The 26,341-nt window shown below is 70.5% G+C and carries 30 protein-coding genes; 22 read left to right on the top strand and 8 right to left on the bottom strand.

All coding sequences use genetic code 11. The features are described from left to right. Positions 1-80 precede the first annotated feature (80 nt). Complete coding sequence (locus AB0N07_RS25420; protein ID WP_365838740.1) at positions 81-947, bottom strand: biotin--[acetyl-CoA-carboxylase] ligase; 867 nt, start codon at positions 945-947, stop codon at positions 81-83. A 111-nt stretch (positions 948-1,058) separates the two neighbouring features. Here AB0N07_RS25420 and AB0N07_RS25415 point away from each other — a divergent pair, with 111 nt between their 5' ends. The 4 genes from AB0N07_RS25415 to AB0N07_RS25400 all read left to right on the top strand — a co-directional run bounded on the left by AB0N07_RS25415 (position 1,059) and on the right by AB0N07_RS25400 (position 3,834). Further along, positions 1,059-2,651 carry an acyl-CoA carboxylase subunit beta gene (locus tag AB0N07_RS25415; RefSeq protein WP_365838738.1) on the top strand — a complete coding sequence of 531 codons (1,593 nt, stop codon included), beginning with the start codon at positions 1,059-1,061 and terminating at the stop codon, positions 2,649-2,651. A gap of 8 nt (positions 2,652-2,659) precedes the next feature. Further along, positions 2,660-2,869, top strand: coding sequence for an acyl-CoA carboxylase subunit epsilon (locus AB0N07_RS25410; RefSeq protein WP_365838736.1), 210 nt, complete (start codon positions 2,660-2,662; stop codon positions 2,867-2,869). A gap of 155 nt (positions 2,870-3,024) precedes the next feature. Next, positions 3,025-3,153, top strand: coding sequence for a hypothetical protein (locus AB0N07_RS25405; protein WP_344404440.1), 129 nt, complete (start codon positions 3,025-3,027; stop codon positions 3,151-3,153). Positions 3,154-3,213: 60 nt separating this feature from the next. Beyond that, positions 3,214-3,834, top strand: a complete 621-nt coding sequence (locus AB0N07_RS25400) for a nucleoside triphosphate pyrophosphatase (RefSeq protein ID WP_365838733.1) — start codon at positions 3,214-3,216, stop codon at positions 3,832-3,834. On the opposite strand, the gene AB0N07_RS25395 is transcribed toward AB0N07_RS25400, so the two are convergent. Then, the gene (locus AB0N07_RS25395) at positions 3,803-4,306 is read right to left on the bottom strand and encodes a hypothetical protein (protein ID WP_365838731.1); all 504 of its coding nucleotides are present in this window, start codon (positions 4,304-4,306) and stop codon (positions 3,803-3,805) included. The genes AB0N07_RS25400 and AB0N07_RS25395 overlap by 32 nt on opposite strands. Positions 4,307-4,690: 384 nt before the next feature. On the opposite strand from AB0N07_RS25395, the gene AB0N07_RS25390 reads away from it, so the two are divergent. Then, positions 4,691-6,463 (top strand): biotin carboxylase N-terminal domain-containing protein, encoded by a 1,773-nt coding sequence (locus AB0N07_RS25390; RefSeq protein ID WP_365838729.1) that lies wholly within the window; start codon positions 4,691-4,693, stop codon positions 6,461-6,463. 266 nt (positions 6,464-6,729) lie between these two features. Further along, positions 6,730-7,278 carry a helix-turn-helix domain-containing protein gene (locus AB0N07_RS25385; protein WP_365838767.1) on the top strand — a complete coding sequence of 183 codons (549 nt, stop codon included), beginning with the start codon at positions 6,730-6,732 and terminating at the stop codon, positions 7,276-7,278. A 97-nt stretch (positions 7,279-7,375) separates the two neighbouring features. On the opposite strand, the gene AB0N07_RS25380 is transcribed toward AB0N07_RS25385, so the two are convergent. Beyond that, the gene (locus AB0N07_RS25380; protein ID WP_365838727.1) at positions 7,376-8,326 is read right to left on the bottom strand and encodes a DeoR/GlpR family DNA-binding transcription regulator; all 951 of its coding nucleotides are present in this window, start codon (positions 8,324-8,326) and stop codon (positions 7,376-7,378) included. 166 nt (positions 8,327-8,492) lie between these two features. Then, positions 8,493-9,941, bottom strand: coding sequence for an NAD(P)H-quinone dehydrogenase (locus AB0N07_RS25375; RefSeq protein WP_030929901.1), 1,449 nt, complete (start codon positions 9,939-9,941; stop codon positions 8,493-8,495). A gap of 107 nt (positions 9,942-10,048) precedes the next feature. Between AB0N07_RS25375 and AB0N07_RS25370 the strand changes: the two genes are divergently transcribed. From AB0N07_RS25370 to AB0N07_RS25355, 4 genes are all read left to right on the top strand, one after another. After that, the gene (locus tag AB0N07_RS25370; RefSeq protein ID WP_275775213.1) at positions 10,049-10,486 is read left to right on the top strand and encodes a gamma-glutamylcyclotransferase; all 438 of its coding nucleotides are present in this window, start codon (positions 10,049-10,051) and stop codon (positions 10,484-10,486) included. Positions 10,487-10,535: 49 nt separating this feature from the next. Continuing rightward, positions 10,536-10,814, top strand: a complete 279-nt coding sequence (locus AB0N07_RS25365; RefSeq protein WP_115906260.1) for a hypothetical protein — start codon at positions 10,536-10,538, stop codon at positions 10,812-10,814. A gap of 153 nt (positions 10,815-10,967) precedes the next feature. Further along, positions 10,968-11,792 (top strand): purine-nucleoside phosphorylase, encoded by an 825-nt coding sequence (locus AB0N07_RS25360; RefSeq protein WP_365838724.1) that lies wholly within the window; start codon positions 10,968-10,970, stop codon positions 11,790-11,792. 138 nt (positions 11,793-11,930) lie between these two features. Continuing rightward, positions 11,931-13,562 carry a phospho-sugar mutase gene (locus AB0N07_RS25355; RefSeq protein ID WP_365838722.1) on the top strand — a complete coding sequence of 544 codons (1,632 nt, stop codon included), beginning with the start codon at positions 11,931-11,933 and terminating at the stop codon, positions 13,560-13,562. Positions 13,563-13,787: 225 nt separating this feature from the next. On the opposite strand, the gene AB0N07_RS25350 is transcribed toward AB0N07_RS25355, so the two are convergent. Next, the gene (locus AB0N07_RS25350) at positions 13,788-14,267 is read right to left on the bottom strand and encodes an SRPBCC domain-containing protein (RefSeq protein WP_365838720.1); all 480 of its coding nucleotides are present in this window, start codon (positions 14,265-14,267) and stop codon (positions 13,788-13,790) included. Positions 14,268-14,372: 105 nt separating this feature from the next. On the opposite strand from AB0N07_RS25350, the gene AB0N07_RS25345 reads away from it, so the two are divergent. Continuing rightward, a complete protein-coding gene (locus AB0N07_RS25345) occupies positions 14,373-15,131 on the top strand; it encodes a CerR family C-terminal domain-containing protein (protein ID WP_365838718.1) in 759 nt (252 codons plus the stop codon). Positions 15,132-15,371: 240 nt separating this feature from the next. Here the strand turns inward: AB0N07_RS25345 and AB0N07_RS25340 are convergent, their stop codons facing one another. Beyond that, on the bottom strand, positions 15,372-16,061 hold the full coding sequence (locus tag AB0N07_RS25340) for a PH domain-containing protein (RefSeq protein WP_365838716.1): 690 nt from the start codon (positions 16,059-16,061) through the stop codon (positions 15,372-15,374). A 113-nt stretch (positions 16,062-16,174) separates the two neighbouring features. On the opposite strand from AB0N07_RS25340, the gene deoC reads away from it, so the two are divergent. The 5 genes from deoC (at position 16,175) to AB0N07_RS25315 (ending at position 20,093) form a co-directional block, all read left to right on the top strand. Beyond that, positions 16,175-17,137, top strand: a complete 963-nt coding sequence (gene deoC / locus AB0N07_RS25335) for a deoxyribose-phosphate aldolase (RefSeq protein ID WP_365838765.1) — start codon at positions 16,175-16,177, stop codon at positions 17,135-17,137. A gap of 5 nt (positions 17,138-17,142) precedes the next feature. Then, positions 17,143-18,579 (top strand): aldehyde dehydrogenase family protein, encoded by a 1,437-nt coding sequence (locus AB0N07_RS25330; protein WP_365838714.1) that lies wholly within the window; start codon positions 17,143-17,145, stop codon positions 18,577-18,579. Further along, entirely contained in the window at positions 18,572-19,465 is an 894-nt protein-coding gene (locus tag AB0N07_RS25325) for an aldehyde dehydrogenase family protein (protein ID WP_365838712.1), read from the top strand. The genes AB0N07_RS25330 and AB0N07_RS25325 overlap by 8 nt, the downstream gene beginning before the upstream one ends. A 127-nt stretch (positions 19,466-19,592) precedes the next feature. Further along, positions 19,593-19,841, top strand: a complete 249-nt coding sequence (locus AB0N07_RS25320) for a type II toxin-antitoxin system Phd/YefM family antitoxin (RefSeq protein WP_208782558.1) — start codon at positions 19,593-19,595, stop codon at positions 19,839-19,841. Then, complete coding sequence (locus tag AB0N07_RS25315) at positions 19,842-20,093, top strand: type II toxin-antitoxin system RelE/ParE family toxin (RefSeq protein WP_365838710.1); 252 nt, start codon at positions 19,842-19,844, stop codon at positions 20,091-20,093. It abuts the gene before it with no gap. A gap of 68 nt (positions 20,094-20,161) precedes the next feature. Here AB0N07_RS25315 and AB0N07_RS25310 read toward each other — a convergent pair whose 3' ends face one another. Then, on the bottom strand, positions 20,162-20,563 hold the full coding sequence (locus AB0N07_RS25310) for a hypothetical protein (RefSeq protein ID WP_365838708.1): 402 nt from the start codon (positions 20,561-20,563) through the stop codon (positions 20,162-20,164). A gap of 126 nt (positions 20,564-20,689) precedes the next feature. On the opposite strand from AB0N07_RS25310, the gene AB0N07_RS25305 reads away from it, so the two are divergent. Then, positions 20,690-21,325, top strand: coding sequence for a uridine kinase (locus tag AB0N07_RS25305; protein WP_365838706.1), 636 nt, complete (start codon positions 20,690-20,692; stop codon positions 21,323-21,325). A gap of 182 nt (positions 21,326-21,507) precedes the next feature. Here the strand turns inward: AB0N07_RS25305 and AB0N07_RS25300 are convergent, their stop codons facing one another. Continuing rightward, on the bottom strand, positions 21,508-22,251 hold the full coding sequence (locus AB0N07_RS25300; protein ID WP_365838704.1) for a SigE family RNA polymerase sigma factor: 744 nt from the start codon (positions 22,249-22,251) through the stop codon (positions 21,508-21,510). Between the two features lie 264 nt (positions 22,252-22,515). Here AB0N07_RS25300 and afsQ1 point away from each other — a divergent pair, with 264 nt between their 5' ends. The 5 genes from afsQ1 to AB0N07_RS25275 all read left to right on the top strand — a co-directional run bounded on the left by afsQ1 (position 22,516) and on the right by AB0N07_RS25275 (position 26,312). Beyond that, positions 22,516-23,193 (top strand): two-component system response regulator AfsQ1, encoded by a 678-nt coding sequence (gene afsQ1, locus AB0N07_RS25295; RefSeq protein ID WP_030929935.1) that lies wholly within the window; start codon positions 22,516-22,518, stop codon positions 23,191-23,193. Then, positions 23,190-24,770 (top strand): HAMP domain-containing sensor histidine kinase, encoded by a 1,581-nt coding sequence (locus tag AB0N07_RS25290; protein WP_365838702.1) that lies wholly within the window; start codon positions 23,190-23,192, stop codon positions 24,768-24,770. Before afsQ1 ends, AB0N07_RS25290 begins: the two co-directional genes overlap by 4 nt. After that, entirely contained in the window at positions 24,767-25,378 is a 612-nt protein-coding gene (locus AB0N07_RS25285; RefSeq protein ID WP_365838700.1) for a hypothetical protein, read from the top strand. Before AB0N07_RS25290 ends, AB0N07_RS25285 begins: the two co-directional genes overlap by 4 nt. A gap of 82 nt (positions 25,379-25,460) precedes the next feature. Continuing rightward, positions 25,461-26,012, top strand: coding sequence for a VanZ family protein (locus tag AB0N07_RS25280; RefSeq protein WP_365838698.1), 552 nt, complete (start codon positions 25,461-25,463; stop codon positions 26,010-26,012). 96 nt (positions 26,013-26,108) lie between these two features. Continuing rightward, positions 26,109-26,312: a PspC domain-containing protein gene (locus tag AB0N07_RS25275; RefSeq protein ID WP_030929945.1), complete on the top strand. Its 204-nt coding sequence runs from the start codon at positions 26,109-26,111 to the stop codon at positions 26,310-26,312. Positions 26,313-26,341 lie beyond the last annotated feature (29 nt).

Below are 26,341 nucleotides of genomic sequence, written 5' to 3'. Positions count from 1 at the left end.
GCCACGGTCAGGTATCGACCGGCCTCAACTGTACGGCAGGTGTGCGGTAGCTCACTCCGTTCTGGGGTCGGCAGGGGTGGTCACCCCTGAGCCGGTCGCAAGTGAACGACGTCTCCCGCACCCACTGGTTCCTGCACCCCGTCCTCCGTGGCGATCACCAGCCTTCCGTCGCCGTCCACCGCCACCGCCTCCCCGGTGATCGAACGGTCGCCCGGCAGCTCCGCCCGCACCGTCCTGCCCAGGGTCGCGCAGCCCGCCGCGTACGTCTCCTGCAAGCCGCTGACCGACGGATCGCCGCCCGCGTCGCGCCAGCGCCCGTACCACTCCTCCAGGGACCGCAGCATGGCCCTGAGCAGGGGGTCGCGGTCAGTGCTCACCGCCCCGGCGAGGGCCAGCGAGCCCGCCTGCGGCACCGGCAGCTCGCCCTCCCGCAGCGTGACGTTGATGCCGACCCCGATGACGACCCCGTCGTCCCCGGCCCGCTCGGCGAGGATGCCGCCGGCCTTGCGTTCCTCGCCGCCGATGGAAACAAGCAGGTCGTTGGGCCACTTGAGTGCCGTGTCCACACCCGCCGAGCGGGACAGCCCGGTCGCCACGGCGACCCCGGTGAGCAGCGGCAGCCAGCCCCAGCGGGCGACCGGCACCTCGGCCGGTTTCAGCAGCACGGAGAAGAAGAGGCCGGAACGGGCCGGTGCCGTCCACCGGCGGTCCAGGCGGCCCCGCCCGGAGGTCTGCTCCTCGGCGACCAGGACGTGCCCCTCGCCCGCCTTGCCCGCGCCCGCCAGGGCGACCAGGTCGGAGTTGGTGGAGCCGGTGCTCTGCACCACCTCCACCTCGCGCCACAGCCCGCCCTCCTGCACGAGGCCGCGCCGCAACGCGGCGGCGTTGAGCGGAGGCCGGTCCAGGTCGGACCAGCGGCTGTCGTCTGAAGCATCTCGCGGCGTCATGCAAGCCACCCTAGGTGTGTGAAACGCCGCACTGCTGATTCGTAGCGCCACCACTACTCTACGGATGAGTAACCGTCCCCCCTTTTGAGCAGGCAGGGAGCCGCGATCCCGATGTCCGAGCCGGAAGAGATCGATATCCACACCACCGCGGGCAAGCTCGCGGATCTCCAGCGTCGTATCGAGGAAGCGACGCACGCCGGCTCCGCACGCGCCGTCGAAAAACAGCACGCCAAGGGCAAGTTGACGGCCCGTGAGCGGATCGAGCTCCTCCTCGACGAGGGCTCCTTCGTGGAGCTGGACGAGTTCGCCCGGCACCGGTCGACGAACTTCGGCCTGGAGAACAACCGCCCGTACGGGGACGGCGTGGTGACCGGTTACGGCACCGTCGACGGCCGCCCCGTCGCGGTCTTCTCCCAGGACTTCACCGTCTTCGGCGGCGCCCTCGGCGAGGTCTACGGCCAGAAGATCGTCAAGGTCATGGACTTCGCGCTGAAGACCGGCTGTCCGGTCATCGGCATCAACGACTCCGGCGGCGCCCGCATCCAGGAGGGGGTCGCCTCCCTCGGCGCGTACGGCGAGATCTTCCGCCGCAACACCCACGCCAGCGGTGTCATCCCGCAGATCAGCCTGGTCGTCGGCCCCTGCGCCGGCGGCGCGGTCTACTCCCCCGCGATCACCGACTTCACCGTCATGGTCGACCAGACCTCGCACATGTTCATCACCGGCCCTGACGTCATCAAGACGGTCACCGGCGAGGACGTCGGCTTCGAGGAGCTGGGCGGCGCCCGCACCCACAACTCCGCCTCCGGCGTGGCCCACCACATGGCCGGGGACGAGAAGGACGCCATCGAGTACGTCAAGCAGCTGCTGTCGTACCTGCCGTCCAACAACCTCTCCGAGGCCCCGGTCTTCCCGGAGGAGGCGGACCTGGCGGTCACCGCCGAGGACCTCGAGCTGGATGCGATCGTGCCGGACAGCGCGAACCAGCCGTACGACATGCACACGGTGATCGAACACGTCCTGGACGACGCCGAGTTCTTCGAGACGCAGCCGCTGTTCGCGCCGAACATCCTCACCGGGTTCGGGCGCGTGGAGGGCCACCCGGTCGGCATCGTCGCCAACCAGCCGATGCAGTTCGCGGGTTGCCTCGACATCGACGCGAGCGAGAAGGCGGCGCGCTTCGTACGCACTTGCGACGCCTTCAACATCCCGGTCATCACCTTCGTCGACGTGCCGGGCTTCCTGCCCGGCGTCGACCAGGAGCACACCGGCATCATCCGCCGCGGCGCCAAGCTGATCTACGCCTACGCCGAGGCGACCGTCCCGCTGATCACGGTGATCACCCGCAAGGCCTTCGGCGGCGCCTACGACGTCATGGGCTCCAAGCACCTCGGCGCGGACATCAACCTCGCCTGGCCGACCGCCCAGATCGCCGTCATGGGCGCCCAGGGCGCGGTCAACATCCTGCACCGCCGCACCATCGCGGAGGCCGAGGCGAACGGCGACCTGGAGGCGACCCGCGCCCGTCTGATCCAGGAGTACGAGGACGCCCTCCTCAACCCCTACATCGCGGCCGAGCGCGGCTACATCGACTCGGTGATCATGCCGTCCGACACCCGCCGGCACGTCGTACGCGGCCTGCGTCAGCTGCGCACCAAGCGGGAATCCCTGCCTCCGAAGAAGCACGGCAACATCCCCCTCTAGGAGCCGCCATGACGATCAAGGTCGTACGGGGCAACCCGACCCCGGAGGAGCTGGCCGCCGCCCTGGCGGTGGTCCGAGCCCGCGCCGCGGCGGAAGCCTCCGTCCCGCCGGGCGCAACACGAGACAGGGACTCCTGGTCCGACCCGGCCAGGATCGCGTCCCACCGGCTCCCCCAGCCGGGTCCGACGTCGTGGACCCGCACGTACTGGCCGGGGTAAGGACCTCCAGGGGCGCGGGACTGCATCGATATGCGGCTCCGCCGCGTGGGCGTGACAAGCCCCCGCCGGCCCGCAGACGAACGACAACGTCTGCGGGCCGAACTTGAGTACGCGTACTCAGGCACCGCCCCCCGCCCAAGCCCCACGCTGGTGGCATGCTGTGGTCCGACCCTGAGAACGAGCCCCCCAAAGAACTCCGCGACATGCAGGAGATGTTGCGGCGGCTCGGCCTCCTCATGGCGTTGGCCATGATCCTGGCAATGGTCGTGATCGGCCTGAGGTGACCCCACCGTCGCATCGAGGTGCGGCTCCGCCGCGTGGCACCGCGCGGCTACGCTGACCGCATGACAGACGCGCCCCGCCGCCGCCTCATCCTCGCCTCCCAGTCCCCCGCCCGGCTGAACCTCCTGCGCCAGGCAGGTCTCACACCGGAGGTGATCGTCAGTGGCGTGGACGAGGACGCCGTGACCGCCCCCACCCCGTCCGAACTCGCCCTCGCCCTCGCGGAGGCCAAGGCTTCCGTCGTCGCCGCCAGGCCGGAGGCGCACGGCGCCCTGGTGATCGGCTGCGACTCCGTGCTGGTGCTGGACGGCGAGGCCCTGGGCAAGCCCGCGGACGCCGAGGAGGCCACGGCCCGCTGGAAGTCGATGCGCGGCAGGACGGGCATCCTGCAGACGGGGCACTGTGTCTGGGACACGGCGGCCAAGCGGTACGCGTCCGGCACCGCCTCCACCGTCGTCCGCTTCGGCGACCCCTCGGACGAGGAGATCGCCGCCTACGTCGCCTCCGGCGAACCCCTCCACGTCGCGGGGGCGTTCACGCTCGACGGCCGCAGCGCGCCGTTCATCGAGGGCATCGACGGCGACCACGGCAATGTGATCGGCATCAGTCTCCCCCTCGTCCGCCGACTCCTCGCCCGGCTGGGCGTCGGCATCACGGAGTTGTGGGCGCCGGCGGAGAGCTGACGGGGGATCCTTCTCCGCCCTTGCCGCCACCGTCGCTCTCGGGGCCGGGTGCCGCGGGCGGGACCGTGTCGGTGGGTTCGGCCGGGCTGTCGTACGTCATCAGGAGCAGCACGATGAGGGCGAGCACGACCACCATGAACAGGAACGCGGTCCAGCCCACCAGCCCCCACACGAAGGCACCCAGCAGCCCGTGCACGACCGCGGCGCTGATCAGCAGGATGCGTCCGAAGCCGGCCGGCGGGCGGTTGCGGATCGCCACGAGGAGCGCGACCAGGCCGCACAGGGCGAAGTAGAGGCCGAAGACGACGCCGCCGATCTTCGAGGACGCGGACATCACATCGGGGTCGAGGCCGGCCAGCGACATGTCCTGCCGGTCGACGACGATCCCCAGGAACCAGTTCAGCGCCGCGATGCCGAACGCCTCCACGAAGAGCACGACCGCCACGACCCACGCCACCGGTCTGCGCACCACCGGGCCCCACCCACTTTCGACTGCCGCCCGAGCGGGTCGGCCAAGGCTGCTGCTACCTCGAGTACGTACGAGACATCGCGAACGCTACTAACGGGTAAACCCCGGGACAAGGGTTCTGCGGGCGGCAAAGATTCGTTGGGCCATTCGTAGGGACTCCACAAAGAAACCGAGTGGCCCGCAGCACGCTCTCACAGAGACCTTGACCACATGGGAGAGCTAGGGTTTCCGGGAGGAGTCCTGCGTACCGAGGTGCGACAAGGGATTTCGCGGGTCGAGCATGCCTCGCATCACGCTCCGTGTGGGCAAGCTCACCACTGGGGACGGGTCGTAGTGCCGTGTAGCCAGTCCCTAAACTCGGCTTGTTTCAAGGAGGGAGCCTCAATCGTGCGCAAGGTGCTCATCGCCAACCGTGGCGAAATCGCTGTCCGCGTGGCCCGGGCCTGTCGGGATGCCGGGATCGCGAGCGTGGCCGTCTACGCGGACCCGGACCGCGACGCTCTGCATGTCCGCGCCGCGGACGAGGCGTTCGCCCTGGGCGGTGACACCCCGGCGACCAGTTACCTGGTGATCGACAAGATCCTGAACGCGGCGCGCGAGTCCGGCGCGGACGCCGTCCACCCCGGATACGGCTTCCTCTCCGAGAACGCCGACTTCGCGCAGGCCGTCCTGGACGCCGGGCTGATCTGGATCGGTCCGCCCCCGCAGGCCATCCGCGACCTGGGCGACAAGGTGGCCGCCCGGCACATCGCCCAGCGCGCCGGCGCCCCCCTCGTCGCGGGCACCCCCGACCCGGTCTCGGGTGCGGAGGAGGTCGTCGCCTTCGCCGAGGAGCACGGTCTGCCGATCGCCATCAAGGCCGCCTTCGGCGGTGGCGGGCGCGGTCTGAAGGTCGCCCGCACCCTCGAAGAGGTGCCCGAGCTCTACGATTCCGCGGTCCGTGAGGCCGTGGCCGCCTTCGGCCGCGGCGAGTGCTTCGTCGAGCGCTACCTGGACAAGCCCCGGCACGTGGAGACCCAGTGCCTGGCCGACCAGCACGGCAACGTGGTCGTCGTCTCCACCCGTGACTGCTCGCTGCAGCGCCGCCACCAGAAGCTGGTCGAGGAGGCCCCGGCGCCGTTCCTGTCCGAGGCGCAGGTCGCCGAGCTGTACTCGTCCTCCAAGGCCATCCTCAAGGAGGCCGGCTACGTCGGCGCGGGCACCGTGGAGTTCCTCGTCGGCCTCGACGGGACGATCTCCTTCCTGGAGGTCAACACCCGCCTCCAGGTCGAGCACCCGGTCACCGAGGAGGTCGCCGGCATCGACCTGGTCCGCGAGATGTTCCGTATCGCCGACGGCGAGGAACTCGGCTACGGCGACCCCGAGCTGCGCGGCCATTCCTTCGAGTTCCGCATCAACGGCGAGGACCCGGGCCGCAACTTCCTCCCCGCCCCCGGCACCGTCACCACCTTCGCCCCGCCGTCCGGCCCGGGCGTGCGCCTGGACGCGGGCGTCGAGTCCGGCTCGGTCATCGGCCCGGCCTGGGACTCCCTGCTCGCCAAGCTGATCGTCACCGGCGCCACCCGCGAGCAGGCCCTGCAGCGCGCGGCCCGCGCCCTGGAGGAGTTCCAGGTCGAGGGCATGGCGACGGCGATCCCGTTCCACCGTGCGGTGGTCAAGGACCCGGCGTTCGCCCCCGAACTCACCGGCTCCGCCGAGCCGTTCACGGTCCACACCCGCTGGATCGAGACCGAGTTCGTCAACGAGATCCCCGCGTTCGCCGCCCCTGCCGAGGCGGAGGCCGAGGAGGACTTGGACCGCGAGACGATCGTGGTCGAGGTCGGAGGCAAGCGCCTGGAGGTCTCCCTGCCGTCCTCGCTGGGCATGTCCCTGGCCCGCACCGGCCTCGCGGCCGGCGCCAAGCCGAAGCGCCGCGCCGCCAAGAAGTCCGGCCCGGTGGCCTCGGGCGACACGCTCGCCTCGCCGATGCAGGGCACGATCGTCAAGGTCGCCGTCGAGGAGGGCCAGGAGGTCAAGGAGGGCGACCTGGTCGTCGTCCTGGAGGCGATGAAGATGGAACAGCCGCTGAACGCCCACAAGTCCGGCACCATCAAGGGCCTGTCCGCCGACGTCGGCGCGTCCGTCAGCTCCGGCGCCCCGATCTGCGAGATCAAGGACTGACGTAGCACCGTCGTTTCTACGACATCCCGAGGCGCCCGCCGGACTGGAGCAGTTCAGTCCGCCGGGCGCCTCGTTCATTGCCCGTTGCCCCGTCCTCCGAGCAGGCGGACTCAGTGCTCGGGCAGCGTCCGCTCGCGCGCCCTCGATGGCATGCTGGAGGCAGACGGGGGCGCGCGCGAGGGCAGGCGGGAGGCTTGGTGGGCACGACGGCGGCGGGGATCGCGGCGAACGGCGGCACAGAGGTGACGCCGACGCCCCCGCGCGTCATGCGTGCCGACGCCCGCCGCAACTACGAGCGGCTGCTCACCGAGGCCCGCGCCGCCTTCGCCACGCACGGCACGGACGCGTCCCTGGAGGACGTGGCCCGGCGCGCGGGCGTCGGCATCGGCACCCTGTACCGCCACTTCCCCAACCGTCACGCCTTGTTGAGCGCCGTCTTCGAGGAAGCGGTGAGCGATCTGCTGGACCGCTCCCACGAACTCCTGAACGCCCCCGAGCCGTGCACGGCCCTGGTGACCTGGCTGCGCGAGATCATCACCCACGCCGGCGAGTACCGCGGCCTGGCCCTGGCCCTCATGTCCGTGACCTCCGACACCACCTCGGCCCTGGCCAGCTGCAGCACCCCGATGCACGAGGCGGGCGCCGCCCTGCTGAAGCGGGCGCAGCAGGCAGCCAAGGTCCGCGAGGACGTCACCATCACCGACCTCCTCCAACTCACCAACGCCATAGCACTGGCGGCAGAGGAGTCCCCGTCAGACCCCCAGCTGGCAGACCGCTTGCTGACCCTCACCCTGCGGGGCTTGAAAGCCACGTGAGGGCATCGGCTTTTAAGGGGCGCGGGGAACTGCGCGAGCAACCACAAACCAGCCGCAGCCGCCCGACCACACGAACCCCTACGGCGAACAGGCGACCTCAACGCCGCCGCAAATTCGCCACCCGAGCCCGTTCCCGCTCCCCCCCGGAGGGATCAAGCATCGCCGCCGTCCGAAGGCCGGACCCCGGCTGCCCGCGCCGCGGCCCCGGCAGGGCCACGTCCCGGCGCGCCTGGCGCGGGGGGACTGAATCACCGCCCGAATTCCCCGAGGCCCCGGCCACGGCGATCTGCACGCCCTGATCGGCGAGCGCCTGCAACTCGGTGGCGGCCCGGTCGTCATGCACCGGCGGCTCATCGGTCACCAGCCGGGTGATCACATCCGTAGGCACGGTCTGGAACATCGTGTCCGTACCGAGCTTGGTGTGATCGGCGAGCACGACGACCTCCGCGGCCGCCTGTACCAGCGCCCGGTCCACGGACGCCGACAGCATGTTGGACGTGGACAGCCCGCGCTCGGCGGTGAGCCCGCTCCCGGACAGGAACGCACGGGACACCCTGAGCCCCTGCAGTGACTGCTCGGCGCCGCTGCCCACGAGGGCGTAGTTGGAGCCGCGCAGGGTGCCGCCGGTCATCACGACCTCCACGCGGTTGGCATGGGCCAACGCCTGGGCGACCAGCAGGGAGTTGGTGACGACGGTCAGCCCGGGGATCCGGGCGAGCCGGCGGGCCAGCTCCTGAGTGGTGGTACCCGCCCCGACCACGATGGCCTCGCCCTCTTCCACGAAGTTGGCGGCGAGGTCGGCGATGGCCGTCTTCTCGGCGGTCGCGAGATGTGACTTCTGCGGAAAGCCGGACTCCCGCGTGAACCCGCCCGGCAGTACCGCACCGCCGTGCCGGCGGTCGAGGAGTCCTTCTGCCTCCAGTGCGCGCACGTCCCGCCGTACGGTCACTTCGGAGGTCTGGACGACGCGGGCGAGCTCACGGAGCGACACGGCCCCGTTCGCTCGCACCATTTCGAGGATCAATTGGCGACGTTCTGCAGCGAACACGAAACTGACAGTAACCCCAACGACCGTCTGCTTTCAGCTGTTTGCGCCGAATAGCAGAAGTTGTTCGCACAGGAGGACGGGAAGTGGTATAGGGCCTACCCGCTCCGACTATGCCGTACGCATGCTCGACAACTCCCTGTGACCAGCAAGGAGTCGGTTTCGGCCGTCAGACTTCGCCGCCGGTCTTGCGGGTGTGGAGCTGCCGGGCGACCTCCGCGATCGACCCCGAAAGGGAGGGATACACGGTGAACGCGTTCGCGATCTGTTCGACCGTCAGATTGTTGTCGACGGCGATCGAGATCGGATGGATCAGTTCCGAGGCGCGCGGGGACACGACCACACCGCCGACCACGATGCCCGTGCCCGGACGGCAGAAAAGCTTCACGAAGCCGTCGCGGATGCCCTGCATCTTGGCGCGCGGGTTGCGCAGGAGCGGGAGTTTGACCACCCGGGCGTCGATCTTGCCCGCGTCGACATCGGCCTGCGTGTAGCCGACGGTGGCGATCTCCGGGTCGGTGAAGACGTTGGACGAGACGGTCTTCAGATTCAGCGGGGCCACCGCGTCGCCGAGGAAGTGGTACATGGCGATACGTCCCTGCATGGCGGCCACCGAGGCGAGGGCGAAGACGCCCGTCACGTCACCGGCGGCATACACACCGGGAGCGGTCGTCCGGGAGACCTTGTCGGTCCAGATGTGCCCGGACTCGCGCAGCTTGACGCCGGCCTCCTCCAGGCCCATGCCCTCGCTGTTGGGGATGGCGCCGACCGCCATCAGGCAGTGGGTGCCGGTGATGACACGGCCGTCGGAGAGCGTGACCTCGACGCGGTCGCCGACCCGCTTGGCGGCGGCGGCGCGGGAGCGGGCCATGACGTTCATGCCGCGGCGGCGGAAGACGTCCTCGAGGACGGCGGCGGCGTCCGGGTCCTCGCCGGGCAGCACGCGGTCCCGGGAGGAGACGAGGGTGACCTTGGAGCCGAGGGCCTGGTAGGCGCCGGCGAACTCGGCGCCGGTGACACCGGAACCGACCACGATGAGCTCCTCGGGGAGCTCGTTCAGGTCGTACACCTGCGTCCAGTTGAGGATGCGCTCGCCGTCGGGCTGGGCGTCGGGCACCTCGCGCGGGTGGCCGCCGGTCGCGATGAGCACGGCGTCGGCGGTGAGGGTCTCCTCGGTGCCGTCGGCGGCGGAGACGATCACCTTGCGGGAGCCGTCGAGGGCCTGCATGCCCTCCAAGCGGCCGCGGCCGCGCATGACCCGGGCGCCGGCGCGGGTGACGGAGGCGGTGATGTCGTGCGACTGGGCGAGGGCGAGCCGCTTCACACGGCGGTTGACCTTGCCGAGGTCCACGCCGACCACCCGGGCCGCCTGCTCCAGCGGCGGGGTGTCGTCGGCGACGATGATGCCGAGCTCCTCGTACGACGAGTCGAAGGTGGTCATCACCTCGGCCGTAGCGATAAGGGTCTTCGACGGTACGCAGTCGGTCAGCACCGACGCCCCGCCCAGACCGTCGCAGTCGACGACGGTCACCTCCGCGCCGAGCTGGGCGGCCACCAGGGCCGCCTCGTATCCGCCGGGTCCGCCACCGATGATCACGATCCGAGTCACGTACCCCATTGTCCCGCACCGTTCAAGGTGCTACTGCCCGGGGGGCGGGGCAATGGGTTGGCAAGGGGCCGCTGATACGTCAGGGGCCCGTGGGCCGGCTGCCGTACTCTCGACCCATGTCGCTCTACGCCGCGTACGCCGGCAACCTCGACGCGCGGCTGATGACCCGCCGCGCCCCGCACTCGCCGATGCGCGCCACGGGCTGGCTGAACGGCTGGCGGCTGACGTTCGGGGGCGAGCACATGGGCTGGGAGGGCGCCTTGGCGACGATCGTCGAGGACCCGTTCTCGCAGGTCTTCGTCGCGCTGTACGACATCGCGCCGCCGGACGAGGAGTCCATGGACCGCTGGGAGGGGGTCGGCCTGGGCGTCTACCGCCGGATGCGGGTGCGGGTGCACACGCTGGAGGGCGAGGAGTCGGCGTGGACGTACGTCCTGGACGGCTACGAGGGCGGTCTGCCGTCGGCGCGGTATCTCGGGGAGATCGCCGATGCGGCCGAGTCCGCGGGGGCACCACACGATTACGTGATGGAACTGCGGAAGCGTCCCTGCTGAGGGGGTCGGCTCCTAGACTTGGAGGATCGACGCACCAACGGGAGATCGCATGGCCCCCACCACGTATGACGTCTACTACACGGTGCAGGCCGCCGCGGCCCGCGACCGGCTCGACGACCGGCAGCGCATCGCGTTCGACAAAGGCATCGCCCTGCTGGCCCGCGACCCGTTCCTTTCGGTGTCGCGGCCCATAAGCTCCACCGGCGACGACCGCACGATCCGGCTCACGCAGAACGTCCTCGTCGAATACACGGTCAGCCGTGGGCGCCTGCTGATCTTCATCGTCGAGGTCTTCAACGACAAGGACGTCCTCGTCACGGACGAGTAGCTGTCCGGCCACCGCACAGCTTGACCACTTGACCACAGCGGCCGCAAAGGTCCCGTTGTGTCACCTGGTTCGTTGGAAACGACAAGACAACGATCGCCATCCCGTGAGCTCTGCCATCTACGCGCGTAGGCGTCGAGCGGCTACTCTCGACGCGTGAACGCATCTCTTCTTCCGGACGACATCCAGGGCGACCCGCACGCCGCCGCCGACGCCGCCGCCGCGCGCCTGCGCGAACTGACCGGCGCCGAGACCCACGACGTCGCCCTCGTGATGGGCTCCGGCTGGGCACCGGCCGTGGACGCCCTCGGCGCACCCGACGCCGAGCTCCTCGTCACCGAGCTGCCCGGTTTCCCGCCGCCGGCGGTGGAGGGGCACGGCGGCAAGATCCGCTCGTACAAGATCGGTGAGAAGCGGACCCTGGTCTTCCTGGGCCGTACGCACTACTACGAGGGCCGCGGGGTCGCCGCCGTGGCGCACGGCGTCCGTACCGCCGTCGCCGCCGGCTGCAAGACCGTCGTGCTGACCAACGGCTGCGGCGGGCTGCGCGAGGGCATGCGGCCGGGGCAGCCGGTGCTGATCAGCGACCACATCAACCTGACGGCCACGTCGCCGATCGTCGGCGCGAACTTCGTCGACCTGACCGACCTGTACTCGCCGCGGCTGCGCGCCCTGTGCAAGGAGATCGACCCGAGCCTGGAGGAGGGCGTCTACGCCCAGTTCCCCGGCCCGCACTACGAGACGCCGGCCGAGATCCGGATGGCGCGGGTGATCGGGGCGGACCTGGTGGGCATGTCGACGGTGCTGGAAGCCATCGCGGCGCGTGAGGCCGGTGCGGAGGTGCTGGGTATCTCCCTGGTGACGAACCTTGCGGCGGGGATGACGGGTGAGCCGTTGAACCACGAGGAAGTTCTGCAGGCGGGGCGGGACTCGGCGACTCGGATGGGGTCGCTGCTGGCTCAGGTGCTCGGGCGGCTGTAAGGGCGGGACTGCTCGGGGCCGGTGCGGCATTTTCAGCCCGTCCGGCATGTGAGGACGAGGCCCTTCGGGCCGAAGGGGGGTCCGGGGGCGCAGCCCCCAGGGACCCGCACCACGAGACGATGAGAGGCTGACCCGGACGTGCACGACGAACTGCTAACCCGCGCCAACGCGTGGCTCGGCGAGGACCCCGACCCGGAGACCCGCGACGAGCTCGCCAAGCTCATCGAGGCCGGTGACGTCGCGGAGCTCGAAGAGCGATTCAGCGGCACTCTCCAGTTCGGCACCGCGGGCCTGCGCGGTGAGCTGGGTGCCGGGCCGATGCGGATGAACCGGTCCGTCGTCATCCGTGCCGCGGGCGGTCTGGCCGCGTATCTCAACGCCAAGGGGGAGCGCGGCGGGCTCGTCGTCATCGGCTACGACGCCCGGCACAAGTCCGCCGACTTCGCGCGCGACACGGCGGCCGTGATGACGGGCGCGGGCTTCCGGGCCGCGGTGCTCCCCCGCCCGCTGCCCACGCCGGTGCTCGCCTACGCGATACGGCATCTCGGCGCGGTCGCGGGCGTGGAGGTCACCGCCAGCCACAATCCGCCCCGGGACAACGGCTACAAGGTCTATCTGGGGGACGGTTCGCAGATCGTGCCGCCGGCCGACGCGGAGATCGCCGCCGAGATCGACGCGATCGTCTCCCTGGACGACGTGCCGCGCCCTGAAGCCGGCTGGGAGATCCTCGACGACAGCGTCCTGAACTCCTATCTGGCCCGTACGGAGGCGGTGCTCGCCGCCGGTTCCCCGCGCACCGCGCGCACCGTCTACACCGCGATGCACGGCGTCGGCAAGGACGTCCTGCTCGCCGCGTTCGCCCGGGCCGGTTTCCCCGAGCCCGCCCTGGTCGCCGAACAGGCCGAGCCCGACCCGGACTTCCCGACCGTCGCCTTCCCCAACCCGGAAGAGCCGGGCGCCATGGACCTCGCCTTCGCGCAGGCCCGCGCGACCGACCCCGACCTGATCATCGCCAACGACCCCGACGCCGACCGCTGCGCCGTGGCAGTGAGGGACGGTGGCGACTGGCGGATGCTGCGCGGCGACGAGGTGGGCGCCCTGCTCGCCGCCCATCTCGTCAGGCGCGGCGCCCGGGGCACCTTCGCCGAGTCGATCGTCTCGTCCTCCCTGCTCGGCCGTATCGCCGAGAAGGCGGGGCTGCCGTACGAGGAGACCCTCACCGGCTTCAAGTGGATCGCCCGCGTCGAGGGCCTGCGCTACGGCTACGAGGAGGCTCTCGGCTACTGCGTGGACCCGGACGGGGTGCGCGACAAGGACGGCATCACCGCCGCGCTGCTGATCACCGAGCTGGCCTCCGAGCTCAAGGAGGAGGGGCGGACCCTGACTGACCTCCTCGACGACCTCGCCGTGGAGCACGGGCTGCACGCCACCGACCAGCTCTCGGTCCGGGTGGCGGACCTGTCGGTCATCGCCCGCGCCATGCAGCAGCTGCGGGAGCAGCCGCCGACCGAGCTCGCGGGCCTCGCCATCACCCGGGCCGAGGACCTCACCCGGGGCACCGAGAAGCTGCCGCCCACCGACGGGCTGCGCTACACGCTCGACGGCGCCCGCGTCATCGTCCGCCCGAGCGGCACGGAGCCCAAGCTGAAGTGCTATCTGGAGGTCGTGGTCCCCGCCGCCACGCACGGCGACCTCCCGGCGGCCCACGCCACCGCGAACGACCTCCTCGCGGCAATCAAGCGGGACCTGTCGGCGGCGGCCGGCATCTGAGCCGTACCGCTCGAACCTGCGTCACCTCGAAGGGGCGCCCTCTCGGCCATCGGCCCGGGGACGCCCCTTCGAGGGTTTCACCCGGGGCTGTTGACCCGGCCACCCCGCTCCGGGCAAGGGCGGACTGGAATCGCACCGCCGATCCGGCCCTGAAGCCCGTGGACTCGCGCCGCCGAGCTGATCCAGCCGAGCGATCGGCTCGGTGTGCCCTGTGATCGGCAGTCGTCAGATCTTGCGCTCGGGACCGCTCCCGGGGCGGAGCCTGCCCGCCTCATCGAGGTCGTTGAGTACCGCGGGCAGGCCGACGCGCAGCATCCTGCGCCGGACGTGGCCCAGGATCCGGGCCACGAAGAACCCGCCGGTTCCTGCGAAGCCCGTGTGGTCGTAGGTGAAGCGCGTTCCTGCAGCCCGAGGCTCGATCCGATAGGTGACCTCGGTGGTTTCGCCGCCGCCGTGGTCGGTCCACGAGTAGCGCAGCAGTCGCGGCTCGTCCACCTCCAGCACGACGCAGTCGACGATCCCGCTCCAGCCAGGCTTCGGCTTCGCGGTGAACCGGAACTCGGTGCCGACGGTGGTGGCAAACCCTTCCGGTCGGGCCCCGGCGCCGGTCGCCGTCCACAAGGGGATGAGCGCCGGATCGGTGACGGCGCGCCAGACCTTCGTGGGGGAGTGCGGATAGTCGCGGACGATGTGGATGGCGCTCATGGGGGCTCCCAAGGCAGTGTGGACGTCTCCCGGCAGAAGAAAGTTACAGCAACTGAAAATATACAGTAGCAGTAATAATCCAGTCGCTGGACTACGCTGTCATGCGTGAGCACGGTGGACTGGACGGGATGGCGCAGACAGGTCGGGGAGCCCGCGGCCGAGGGATTGCGGGAGCGGAAGAAGCGTCTGATGCGGCAACGCCTGTCGGACACCGCGACCGAGATGTTCCTGGAGCACGGCTTCGACGGCGTTCGCGTTGCGGAGATCGCCCAGGCGTGCGGAGTCTCGGAGAAGACGGTTTTCAACTACTTCCCCACCAAGGAATCGCTCATCCTGGACCTCGACGAGGCCACGACGACCGCCCTGCGCACCGGCCTGGCCATCCCTGACCGCTGCCCGGTCGACGCGGTGCTGCGGGTCCTGTCCGACGAGTTGCACGGCATGACGTCCTGGATCGCCGCACAGGACGACTCGGGTCAGGCCGCCGCCACGATCAGGCGCTTCCGCGAGCTGATCCGGTCCACGCCCTCACTACGGGCCTATCACCGCGACATGACTGACCGGCTCATCGCAGTCGCAGCCGAGGCGCTGGCCCAGCGCACCGGGATGAGCCCGGATGATCCCGAGCCGCAGATCGCGGCAACGGCTCTGATCGGGCTGTGGCCCGTCCAGTTCCGGAGCCTGGGAAAGCACCTGAAGAGCGTTCGCACACCTGAGCAGGTTCACAAGGCGGTGACCGCCGACGTCCGCCGCGCAGCCAAGCTCATCGAGGCCGGCCTGGCCACGTTCAAGGCTCTGGGGGAACCGCCGGCACCCATGCCCGCAACGCACTCCGAGCCAGAGAAAGGGCTGCCGACTCGTTGACACGCTCGGGGACGCCGTGACCGACCGAGCCGCCCGGGACCGGGCGTGCCCCAGCGGGGCCGGGCAGGACCGAGCGTCGGGGCGGTACCCAGCAGCCCGAGCGCTGCCGGTGCCCAGCGGTCCGAGCAGGGCCAAGCGGCCCGAGAGGCGCAACACCGTGGCCGACCGGCCGGACCCGGCGGCCCGGACAGTACCCAGCAGCCCGAGCGCTGCCGGCACCCCCGGCGGCTCGGACGCAGGTCAGCCCATAGCCGCCAGAACCGCCAGCAGCACCGCCCCCGCCACCGCCGGACCCGCGATCTCGTAAGCCCAGCGCACCGTGACCTCCCCCTGCGCCGTCCCCGTCTGCTCATGGGCTTCGAGCAGTGCTCGCAGGTCGTCCATGATCTTGTCGCTCTCGGCGCGGACGGGCCCCTCCGGGACGGGGGTGCCGCCCGGGAGTCCGCCGGGTCCGAAGACACCGCCCGGACGGCCCCGCCGCCCCCCGCCGCTCGCGTCCGCCGTGGCCCTGGCCTCCTGTCGCGCCGCCCTCTTCCGGGCGCGCAGCGAGACGGGGACGGCCCACAGCTGGTACTTGCTCCCGGACTTCACGACGACCTCGTTGGAGTAGCCGGACCGCAGCAGGGCGACCTCGCTCCAGGGCACCACGACGATGCGGAAGGGGTTGCGGATGCGCAGCCGCTCGGCGTTGGCGTATACGGCGGGGCGCAGCGTGAAGGCCAGGATCAGCGGCACCACGAGGATAAGCGCGGCGAGCGCCAGCCACGGGGTGCGGCCGTGCCCGGAGACGATCGCGTCGATGCCCAGCCAGCCCGCGACGGCAAGCAGCAGGACGCCGCCGACGATCCCCCCGGACGACCGGTAGGCCCGGTCCTTGTACTGGGGGGCCGGGGGCTGCGGTGCTGGTGACTCATGGTCCGGGGTCGTCATACCGCCGATTCTGCCCGACGGCCACGACGATGCTCGTACGTGGTGTGTGCGCACTTGATGGGCAGCCGGGGGTGTACAGCCGCTACGCGCGTAGATATGCTCGTCTGGTGACCATGCCCACCACTGCACCCAACGCAGCCCACGCACTCGAAGACGTCACCGCGTCCGACAGCACGCTGCGCCGCTTCCTTCACGGGCTGCCCGGCGTCGACGCGGTCGGTCTGGAGGCGCGCGCCGCCTCGCTCGGCACCCGTTCCATCAAGACGACCGCGAAGGCGTACGCCATCGACCTCGCCATCTCGATGGTCGATCTGACGACACTGGAAGGCGCGGACACCCCGGGCAAGGTCCGGGCGCTCGGCGCCAAGGCCGTCCACCCCGACCCCACGGACCGTACGACCCCCGCGACCGCGGCCGTCTGCGTCTATCCCGACATGGTGCCCGCCGCGAAGGAGGCCGTCGCCGGCTCCTCGGTGAAGGTCGCCTCGGTCGCCACGGCCTTCCCGGCGGGCCGCGCCCCGATCGCCGTGAAGCTGGCCGACGTCCGCGAGGCCGTCGCCGCGGGCGCCGACGAGATCGACATGGTCATCGACCGCGGGGCGTTCCTCGCGGGCAACTACATCAAGGTGTACGACGAGATCATCGCCGTGAAGGAGGCCTGCGGCACCTCGGCCCGCCTCAAGGTCATCTTCGAGACGGGCGAGCTGTCGACGTACGACAACATCCGCCGCGCGAGCTGGCTCGGCATGCTGGCGGGCGCGGACTTCATCAAGACGTCCACGGGCAAGGTCGCGGTCAACGCCACCCCCGCCAACACCCTGCTGATGCTGGAGGCCGTGCGCGACTTCCGCGCGCAGACCGGGGTACAGGTCGGCGTGAAGCCCGCCGGCGGCATCAGGACGACCAAGGACGCCGTGAAGTTTCTCGTACTGGTCAACGAGACCGCCGGCGAGGACTGGCTGGACAACCACTGGTTCCGCTTCGGCGCCTCCTCGCTCCTGAACGACCTGCTGATGCAGCGTCAGAAGCTGGCCACCGGCCGCTACTCCGGCCCCGACTACGTGACGGTGGACTGATCACCATGGCATCCGCATTCGAATACGCCCCGGCACCCGAGTCCCGCTCGATCGTCGACATCGCGCCGTCCTACGGCCTGTTCATCGACGGCGAATTCACGGAGGCGGCCGACGGCAAGGTCTTCAAGACGGTCTCCCCGAGCACCGAGGAGGTGCTGTCGGAGGTCGCCCGGGCCGGTTCCGAGGACGTCGACCGCGCGGTGAAGGCCGCCCGCAGGGCCTTCGAGAAGTGGTCGGCGCTGCCCGGCTCGGAGCGCGCCAAGTACCTGTTCCGCATCGCACGGATCATCCAGGAGCGCAGCCGTGAGCTGGCGGTCCTGGAAACCCTCGACAACGGCAAGCCGATCAAGGAGACCCGCGACGCCGACCTCCCCCTGGTCGCCGCGCACTTCTTCTACTACGCGGGCTGGGCGGACAAGCTCGACCACGCCGGCTACGGCGCGGAACCCCGCCCCCTGGGCGTCGCCGGCCAGGTCATCCCCTGGAACTTCCCGCTCCTGATGCTGGCCTGGAAGATCGCCCCGGCGCTCGCCACCGGCAACACGGTGGTCCTCAAGCCCGCCGAGACGACCCCTCTGTCCGCCCTCTTCTTCGCGGACATCTGCCGCCAGGCCGGTCTCCCCAAGGGCGTCGTCAACATCCTTCCTGGCTACGGCGACACGGGCGCCGCGCTCGTCGCGCACCCGGACGTCAACAAGGTCGCGTTCACGGGCTCGACGGCGGTCGGCAAGGAGATCGCCCGCACGGTGGCGGGCTCGCGCAAGAAGCTCACCCTCGAACTGGGCGGCAAGGGCGCCAACATCGTCTTCGACGACGCCCCGATCGACCAGGCCGTCGAGGGCATCATCAACGGCATCTTCTTCAACCAGGGCCAGGTCTGCTGCGCGGGCAGCCGACTCCTCGTCCAGGAGTCGATCCAGGACGAGCTGCTGGAGTCGCTGAAGCGCCGCCTCACCACGCTTCGTCTCGGCGACCCGCTGGACAAGAACACGGACATCGGCGCGATCAACTCCGAGGAACAGCTCTCCCGCATCACCACCCTCGTCGAGCAGGGCGAGGCGGAGGGCGCCGAGCGCTGGTCCCCGGCCTGCGAAATCCCGTCCTCCGGCTACTGGTTCGCCCCGACGCTCTTCACGAACGTCACCCAGGCGCACCGGATCGCCCGTGACGAGATCTTCGGCCCGGTGCTGTCCGTCCTCACCTTCCGCACCCCGGACGAGGCGGTCGCCAAGGCCAACAACACCCCGTACGGCCTGTCGGCGGGCATCTGGACGGAGAAGGGTTCGCGGATCCTCGCCGTGGCGAACAAGCTCCGTGCGGGCGTCGTCTGGTCCAACACGTTCAACAAGTTCGACCCGACCTCGCCGTTCGGCGGCTACAAGGAGTCGGGCTTCGGCCGCGAGGGCGGCCGCCACGGCCTGGAGGCGTACCTCGATGTCTGACCGCTTGACTGTCTTCAAGACCTACAAGCTGTACGTCGGCGGGAAGTTCCCGCGTTCCGAGAGCGGCCGGGTGTACGAGGTGACCGACAAGAAGGGCAACTGGCTCGCGAACGTGCCCCTTTCGTCCCGGAAGGACGCCCGTGACGCGGTGGTCGCCGCCCGCAAGGCGTTCGGCGGCTGGTCCGGGGCCACGGCCTACAACCGCGGCCAGATCCTGTACCGCATCGCGGAGATGCTGGAGGGGCGCAGGGACCAGTTCGTCCGCGAAGTCGCCGACTCGGAAGGCATCTCGAAGTCCAAGGCGGCTGCGGTCGTCGACGCTGCGATCGACCGCTGGGTCTGGTACGCGGGCTGGACCGACAAGATCGCCCAGGTCGTGGGCGGCGGAAACCCGGTCGCGGGCCCGTACTTCAACCTGTCCTCCCCCGAGCCGACGGGCGTGGTCGCGGTCCTGGCCCCCCAGGAGTCGTCGTTCCTCGGCCTGGCCTCGGTGATCGCCCCGGTGATCGCGACGGGCAACACGGCGGTCGTGGTGGCCTCCGAGAAGTCCCCGCTCCCCGCCCTGTCCCTGGGCGAGGTCCTGGCCACCTCCGACCTGCCCGGCGGCGTCGTCAACGTCCTGTCCGGCCGTACGGCGGAGATCGCCACGCCGCTGGCCGCGCACCAGGACGTCAACGCCATCGACCTCGCGGGCGCCGACGACGTACTGGCCAAGGAGCTGGAGATCGCGGCGGCGGACAACCTGAAGCGTGTTCTCCGTCCACAGCCTGTGGACGAAGTCGACTGGTTGACGACTCCGGGCACCGACCGCATGACGGCATTCCTGGAGACGAAGACGGTCTGGCACCCGACGGGTTCGCTGGGCGCGTCCGGCTCGGCGTACTGAGCCCTCCTCGACCGAGCCGCGCTTCCCCTCCGTCCGGGGGAGGCGCGGCTCTCCCGTCGGGGCGAGCCTTGCAGACATATAGTCACATGAATTGCACACTAGAGTAATCTTGTGCCACCATGCGCACATGGTAGAGATCGCCATCAGCGCAGCCCGTTCCCAGCTCGGCGACCTGGTCCGCCGCGCCGCCCACGGCCGCGAGACCATCGCCCTCACCGACCACGGGCACGTGGCCGCTCTCCTCGTATCGCCGCAAGTGATAGAGGATCTCGAAGACGCCCTTGTATTCGCGGACTACCAGCGGCGCAAGGCAGAGGGAACGCTCGAACCGGGCATCCCGCATGAGGAAGTCGGCCGGATGCTGGGGCTGCGGTAAGTGGCCTACGAGATCATCTGGGAGCCTCGCGCCACGAGCGCGGCCGTGCGGTTCCTCAAGGAGGATCCCGCCGGACTGTCCGCCGTTTACGCGGCCGTGGACGCCTTGGCCACCCAGCCGCGCCCGTCGGGCTCCATCCCCTACGGATCACCCGACCTCCGACGCCTGCACGTCGGGGACTACCGAGTGCTGTACGTCATCGACAACGACGTGATCCACATCCTGGTGACCCACCTCGGCCGCACCACCTGATCAGAGACCGAGAGCCGCGCCCTCCCCGTCCGGGGAAGACGCGGCTCTCTTTCATGCACGGGCCGGGTTCAGACCAGGCGAGGCCCGCCCAGCAGCATTGCGGCCGTCTCCAGCGCCGCCGGAACCGTACCGACCGGGCTCTCCTGGCTCAGAGCGGCCAGACCGGAGAGCGGGCCGGCGATGTGGTTGCTCGTCGGGTCGACGGTGTTGACGGGGAGAGCGCCGCGCCTCAGGCCCGGCACGGAACCGGTGACCGACCGCACCTGGCCGGTCGGGCCCTGGAGGCTCTTCTGCGGGTCGAGCTTGCTGAGCGTGTTCGCCGCGGTGGCCGGCGACAACGGCACCTTCACGGCGGCCGTGGAGTCCGCGGACGCCGTCGCCGCGCTCGCGCCGAGTGCCGCCGAGACGGTGGCGAGGGCGATCAGGGCGCGCCGGGCGTGCGGCTTGGAGGGGGAAGCGTGTCGTGCCATTGCAGTAGTCACCTTGGATTCGCTGAGTAATCAGGTCGACACGAAGGGTAGTTGAGATGTGATGCGCACACCAATGCCGACCCGCGGGGTCGGCAGGACGTACGGAATACGTCAAACTGGTGTCCCGTGAGCATCCATCTCCCCTCCTCCGCCCGCGTCGTGCTGCTCTGCGGCCCCTCGGGCTCGGGCAAGTCCCTTGTCGCCGCCCGCTCCGGCCTCCCCGTGCTGCGCCTCGACGACTTCTACAAGGAGGGCGAGGACCCGACGCTGCCGCTGGTGGCTGGAAGCTCCGACATCGACTGGGACCACCCGGACTCCTGGGACACGGACACCGCCGTCGCCGCGATTGCGGAGCTGTGCCGCACGGGCCGTACGAAGGTTCCCGTCTACGACATCTCCCTCTCCGCCCGCACCGGTGAGGAGACCGTCGACATAGGACGGACACCGCTGTTCATCGCGGAGGGCATCTTCGCGGCCGAGATCGTCGACCGTTGCCGGGAGTTGGGGCTGCTGGCCGACGCCCTGTGCCTGAACCGCGGCGCGGTCCGCACCTTCCGCCGCCGCTTCCTGCGCGATCTCAAGGAGGGCCGCAAGTCGGTCCCGTTCCTGCTGCGCCGCGGCTGGCGCCTGATGCGCCAGGAACGCTCGATCGTCGCCCGCCAGACCGCCCTCGGCGCCCACGCCTGCGACCGGGACGAGGCCTTGGGCCGGCTGGCCGCGGCCGCGGTGGGCCGGCGCCCCGCGGCGGCGCCCACACGCTGACCCCACCCACGACAGCGGGAGCACAAGAACAAAAAAAGCGGGACTGGACGGACCCCCCGGCCCTCCAGTCCCGCTCTCCCCCGTTCCCCCGTTCCCCCGGTGGTGCTTCCCCCATGAGCCCCCGTAGCTCCCCCGGTTACCGCTCCCCCTGCTTCCCCCGTTACCTGCTTCCCCCCCAACCCTCAGGCGACGAGCTCCCCGAAGGCGTCCTCCTCGTCACGGCCGAAGCTGAGGACCTCGTCCTCGCGCAGCCGGCGGAGCGACCGCCAGATGCTGGACTTCACCGTGCCGACACTGATGTCGAGGATCTCCGCGATCTCCGGGTCCGTGCGGCCCTCGTAGTAGCGCAGGACCAGCATGGTGCGCTGGAGTTCGGGGAGTCGGGCGAGCGCCTGCCACAGGACCGCGCGCAGCTCCGTGCCGCGCATCGCGTCCGTGTCGCCGGGCGTCTCCGGCAGTTCCTCGGTCGGGTACTCGTTCAGCTTGCGGCGCCGCCACGCGCTGATGTGCAGGTTCGTCATGGTGCGCCGGAGGTAGCCCCCGACCGCGGCCTTGTCGCTGATCCGGTCCCAGGCCTTGTACGTCGAGAACAGCGCGCTCTGCAGCAGGTCCTCGGCCTCGAAGCGGTCACCGGTCAGGTGGTAGGCGGTGGCGTACAGGGAGGCGCGGCGCTCCTGGACGTAGGCGGTGAACTCCGCCTCCGACAGCGACCGACGCTCCCCCGTGTCCTCCCTGTACGCGCTTCCCCCGTGCGTTTCCCCCGTGAAGGTGTCAACCACCGTCATGTACGCGGTGTGCTGACGCCCGGTGCCGCGAGCGCACCCCCGCCCGCTCACGGCACCGGACTTCTCGGAACCCCGGCCCCCGTTCACGTCGTGCAGGCGCGTGACCACTGCGCTATTGCTGGTGCTGTGCAGCATGTTCATCTCGCGCCCCCCGTCGTGGACTTCCGGTGTTCGGCTTGCTCAGGCGGTGGATCTCCGCGATGTCCTGGCGGTGCTTCCTTGCCTGTGCCGAGAAGCTTGCCCCCGCACCTTCATGGCCGTGTCCGCCGACTGTCACAGACCTGTCACAGGGGTCGGCCGCAGGGAAGACACAGCGCGGTCACGGAGCAGAGCGGTACGGGCACACAGGCGTACGGGTCCGCAGCAGAGTCGAAACCCCGACCCACCATGGGCCAGAATGAGCGCGTGCCTACCCTGTTGCTGATCGAGGATGACGACGCCATCCGTACGGCCCTGGAGCTGTCTCTTACGCGCCAGGGACACCGGGTTGCCACCGCTGCCACCGGTGAGGACGGTCTGAAGCTCCTGCGGGAGCAGCGGCCGGACCTGATCGTGCTGGATGTGATGCTGCCCGGCATCGACGGGTTCGAGGTGTGCCGGCGCATCCGGCGCACGGACCAGTTGCCGATCATTCTGCTGACCGCGCGCAGCGACGACATCGATGTGGTCGTGGGCCTGGAGTCCGGCGCGGACGACTACGTGGTCAAGCCGATCCAGGGGCGGGTGCTCGACGCCCGGATCCGGGCCGTGCTGCGGCGCGGGGACCGCGAGTCGACCGACGCGGCGAGCTTCGGCAGCCTGGTCATCGACCGCGCGGCGATGACGGTGACCAAGAACGGCGAGGACCTGCAGCTCACACCGACCGAGCTCAGGCTGCTCCTGGAGCTGAGCCGACGGCCCGGGCAGGCGCTGTCCCGGCAGCAGCTGCTGCGGCTGGTGTGGGAGCACGACTACCTCGGTGACTCCCGGCTGGTGGACGCGTGCGTCCAGCGGCTGCGTGCCAAGGTCGAGGACGTACCGTCGTCCCCGACGCTGATCCGTACAGTGCGTGGCGTGGGCTACCGGCTGGACACGCCTCAGTGACCGAAGCGCAAGGGGGGGTTCGCGGCTGGGCCGCGACTCGCAAGGGACATCTTTCACGGCTCCGTTTCACCAGTCTGCGGCTGCGCCTGGTCGTCGTCTTCGGGCTTGTGGCACTCACCGCCGCCGTGTCCGCGTCCGGGATCGCGTACTGGCTCAACCGCGAGGCCGTGCTCACCCGCACCCAGGACGCGGTGCTCGGCGACTTCCGGCAGGCGATGCAGACCCGGGCCGGCACCCTGAGCGCGCACCCCACACAGGACGAACTGCAGCACACCGCGGGCCAGATGGCGAACAGCAGCCAGCGCTTCAGCGTGCTGCTCGTCGCACAGGACGCCGACGGCAGGACCGTCTACGGCAGTTCGAGCGGCCTGGCCGGCTTCTCGCTGCAGGACGTACCCCAGTCGCTGCGCGCGGCCGTGACCAAGAAGCAGCAGGTCGACTCCGGCAACAAGTACGCCTACCACCTGTACTGGCAGCGCGTCGTCCACCACGGCACGCCGTACCTGGTGGCGGGCACGAGGGTGATCAACGGCGGGGCGACCGGCTACATGCTCAAGTCACTGGAGCCGGAGGCCAAGGACCTCAACTCGCTCGCCTGGTCGCTGGGGATCGCCACCGGGCTCGCGCTGGTCGGCTCGGCGCTGCTCGCGCAGGCCGCCGCCTCGACCGTGCTCAAGCCCGTGCAGCGGCTCGGGGTCGCCGCGCGCCGGCTCGGCGAGGGCAGGCTGGACACCCGGCTCAGGGTGTCGGGAACCGACGAACTCGCCGATCTGTCACGGACGTTCAACTACGCCGCCGAGGCGCTGGAGAAGCGGGTCGAGGACATGGCCGCGCGGGACGAGGCGTCCCGGCGGTTCGTCGCCGACATGAGTCATGAACTCCGTACTCCGCTCACCGCGATCACCGCCGTGACGGAGATCCTGGAGGAGGAGCTGGAGGCGGACTCCGGGTCGGTGGACCCGATGATCGAACCCGCCGTACGGCTGGTCGTCAGCGAGACCCGGCGGCTCAACGACCTCGTCGAGAACCTCATGGAGGTCACCCGCTTCGACGCGGGCACCGCACGGCTGGTCCTGGACGACGTCGACCTCGCCGACCAGATCACCGCCTGCATAGACGCCCGCGCCTGGCTGGACGCGGTCGAGCTGGACGCCGAGCGCGGCATCCACGCCCGCGTCGATCCGCGCCGCCTGGACGTGATCCTCGCCAACCTGATCGGCAACGCGCTCAAGCACGGCGGCTCGCCGGTGCGGGTGTCGGTGCGGCCGGAGGACGCCGGCGGGGAGGGTGCCGAGATCGTCATCGCGGTGCGCGACCACGGGCCGGGCATCCCCGAGGACGTCCTGCCGCACGTCTTCGACCGCTTCTACAAGGCGAGCGCCTCCCGCCCGCGCTCCGAGGGCAGCGGCCTGGGCCTGTCCATCGCGCTGGAGAACGCCCACATCCACGGCGGCGAGATCACCGCCGCCAACTCCCCCGACGGGGGCGCCGTGTTCACGTTGCGGCTGCCGCGGGACGCTTCGGCGCTGACCGAGGAGTCCGAGAAGGACTCGGGGAAGAACGGGAACGCCTCATGACCGTACGACGTCTACTGGCGCTCCCCTATTTCGTCGGCATGGCCGCGCTGCTCACCGGCTGCGGCATCCGGCCCACCGAGGTGCCCACGGACTTCGGGGCGGCACCCTCCCAGGTGCAGTGCTCGCCGCCCGAGCCGGACGTCTCGACCCAGGCCTCGCGCGGGCTGCCCGTACAGGTGTTCCTGCTGTGCGGGTCGTCACTGGTCGCCGTGGACCGGACGGTACGGGTCCCGGACGGCTCCCCGGACTCGCAACGGCGGGTCCTGGTGGCGCAGGGCCTGCTCGACCAGCTCGCGGCGACGCCGTCGCCCGCCGAGAAGGAGGCCGGGTACACCACGGACGTACGCGGCGGCATGACCGTGACCGGCCCCCGTCCCGGCGACCCCGACGAGACACTCCGGCTCAGCAACCCGCCCGGCGGCCTCACGTCCTTCGCGCTGGCCCAGCTCGTCTGCACCTTCTCCGACTCGACGGCGGCCGGGGGCGACGGCTCGGTCGTCCTCGGCGGCCCCGGCAAACAGCCGCTGCACCGCTACGAGTGCACGGACGAGGTCCGCTCCCGCCCGGGCACCGAGCAGCCGCCGTCGAGCGGGGTTACGGGCGGCTGACGTACGGGTGTGGCGGAGGCCTCATCCAGGTACCTCCGGGCAAGCCGGAACCGATCCTGCCGCACGCGGCGTCTAGGGGGTCGTGCAGCGTCAAGGCTTCATCGGCGGCAACGCCGCGATCCGCATCCGTGTGACAGGGAGCGTCCTCCTTGTCGCACACCTCGCGTTCGTCGCCTGGCTCACGCTGCGCCCGCTGGACGTGCCCTGGGTGATGCCCCCCAACCTGCATCCGTTCGCCGGGATACGCGCCGACCTGGCCCTGGGCCGGCCGGAGGCGGCCCGCCGCATCGGCGAGGGCATCGGCCTCCTCGCGCCGCTCGGCGTACTGCTCCCGATGGCGCACGGCAGGCTGTGGGCCTTTCCGTTCGCCTCGTTCGTCCGCACGGTCGCCGCGGGCGCGCTGGTGTCCGCAGGCATCCTGCTGCTGCAGACCGGGGTGCCCGGCCGGGTCCCGGACGTGGACTCGCTGCTGATGAACACCGTGGGCGTGGCCCTCGCCCATCTCGCCGTCGTCCCCGCGGCCCGCTCCTGGCTCCGCCGCAGGTCCGAGCGGAACGAAGGGGCGGCCCTCCGCCAGGAGGAAGCGGTTCAGGGTCGGACCCCGACGTTTCCCAGGGTCGGGATCGCACCGTAGAGCGACGCTTTGCCCCCTTCGTCTAAGTAGCGTTGAAGGCAGATGAGGAAGCCACCAAGAGGCCGCCTCCTACCGACGCTCACGAAGGAGCCGCACATGTCCGCCCTCGTCCGCCCCACCCACGGCCGCATGATCGGCGGCGTGTGCGCCGGTCTGGCGCGGCGCTTCGGCACCTCCGCGACCACCATGCGCGTGATCTTCCTGCTCTCCTGTCTGCTGCCGGGCCCGCAGTTCCTGCTCTACATAGCGCTGTGGATCCTGCTGCCCTCGGAGGAGAAGGCCGCCCGCACCGCCTGGTGAGCCCCTTTTCGCAGGTACGCCGATGGGGC

The sequence above is a fragment of the Streptomyces sp. NPDC051172 genome, assembly GCF_040682555.1.
Lineage (GTDB): Bacteria > Actinomycetota > Actinomycetes > Streptomycetales > Streptomycetaceae > Streptomyces.
This window is presented reverse-complemented; position numbering and strand designations above follow the sequence as displayed.

Excerpts from the sequence above, each read along its gene's own strand:
- AB0N07_RS25420 (WP_365838740.1), bottom strand. The coding sequence starts at position 947 with ATGACGCCGCGAGATGCTTCAGACGACAGCCGCTGGTCCGACCTGGAC.
- AB0N07_RS25415 (WP_365838738.1), top strand. The coding sequence starts at position 1,059 with ATGTCCGAGCCGGAAGAGATCGATATCCACACCACCGCGGGCAAGCTC.
- AB0N07_RS25410 (WP_365838736.1), top strand. The coding sequence starts at position 2,660 with ATGACGATCAAGGTCGTACGGGGCAACCCGACCCCGGAGGAGCTGGCC.
- AB0N07_RS25405 (WP_344404440.1), top strand. The coding sequence starts at position 3,025 with ATGCTGTGGTCCGACCCTGAGAACGAGCCCCCCAAAGAACTCCGCGAC.
- AB0N07_RS25400 (WP_365838733.1), top strand. The coding sequence starts at position 3,214 with ATGACAGACGCGCCCCGCCGCCGCCTCATCCTCGCCTCCCAGTCCCCC.
- AB0N07_RS25385 (WP_365838767.1), top strand. The coding sequence starts at position 6,730 with ATGCGTGCCGACGCCCGCCGCAACTACGAGCGGCTGCTCACCGAGGCC.
- AB0N07_RS25375 (WP_030929901.1), bottom strand. The coding sequence starts at position 9,941 with ATGGGGTACGTGACTCGGATCGTGATCATCGGTGGCGGACCCGGCGGA.
- AB0N07_RS25370 (WP_275775213.1), top strand. The coding sequence starts at position 10,049 with ATGTCGCTCTACGCCGCGTACGCCGGCAACCTCGACGCGCGGCTGATG.
- AB0N07_RS25365 (WP_115906260.1), top strand. The coding sequence starts at position 10,536 with ATGGCCCCCACCACGTATGACGTCTACTACACGGTGCAGGCCGCCGCG.
- AB0N07_RS25350 (WP_365838720.1), bottom strand. The coding sequence starts at position 14,267 with ATGAGCGCCATCCACATCGTCCGCGACTATCCGCACTCCCCCACGAAG.
- AB0N07_RS25340 (WP_365838716.1), bottom strand. The coding sequence starts at position 16,061 with ATGACGACCCCGGACCATGAGTCACCAGCACCGCAGCCCCCGGCCCCC.
- deoC (WP_365838765.1), top strand. The coding sequence starts at position 16,175 with ATGCCCACCACTGCACCCAACGCAGCCCACGCACTCGAAGACGTCACC.
- AB0N07_RS25330 (WP_365838714.1), top strand. The coding sequence starts at position 17,143 with ATGGCATCCGCATTCGAATACGCCCCGGCACCCGAGTCCCGCTCGATC.
- AB0N07_RS25325 (WP_365838712.1), top strand. The coding sequence starts at position 18,572 with ATGTCTGACCGCTTGACTGTCTTCAAGACCTACAAGCTGTACGTCGGC.
- AB0N07_RS25320 (WP_208782558.1), top strand. The coding sequence starts at position 19,593 with ATGGTAGAGATCGCCATCAGCGCAGCCCGTTCCCAGCTCGGCGACCTG.
- AB0N07_RS25310 (WP_365838708.1), bottom strand. The coding sequence starts at position 20,563 with ATGGCACGACACGCTTCCCCCTCCAAGCCGCACGCCCGGCGCGCCCTG.
- AB0N07_RS25300 (WP_365838704.1), bottom strand. The coding sequence starts at position 22,251 with ATGAACATGCTGCACAGCACCAGCAATAGCGCAGTGGTCACGCGCCTG.
- AB0N07_RS25285 (WP_365838700.1), top strand. The coding sequence starts at position 24,767 with ATGACCGTACGACGTCTACTGGCGCTCCCCTATTTCGTCGGCATGGCC.
- AB0N07_RS25275 (WP_030929945.1), top strand. The coding sequence starts at position 26,109 with ATGTCCGCCCTCGTCCGCCCCACCCACGGCCGCATGATCGGCGGCGTG.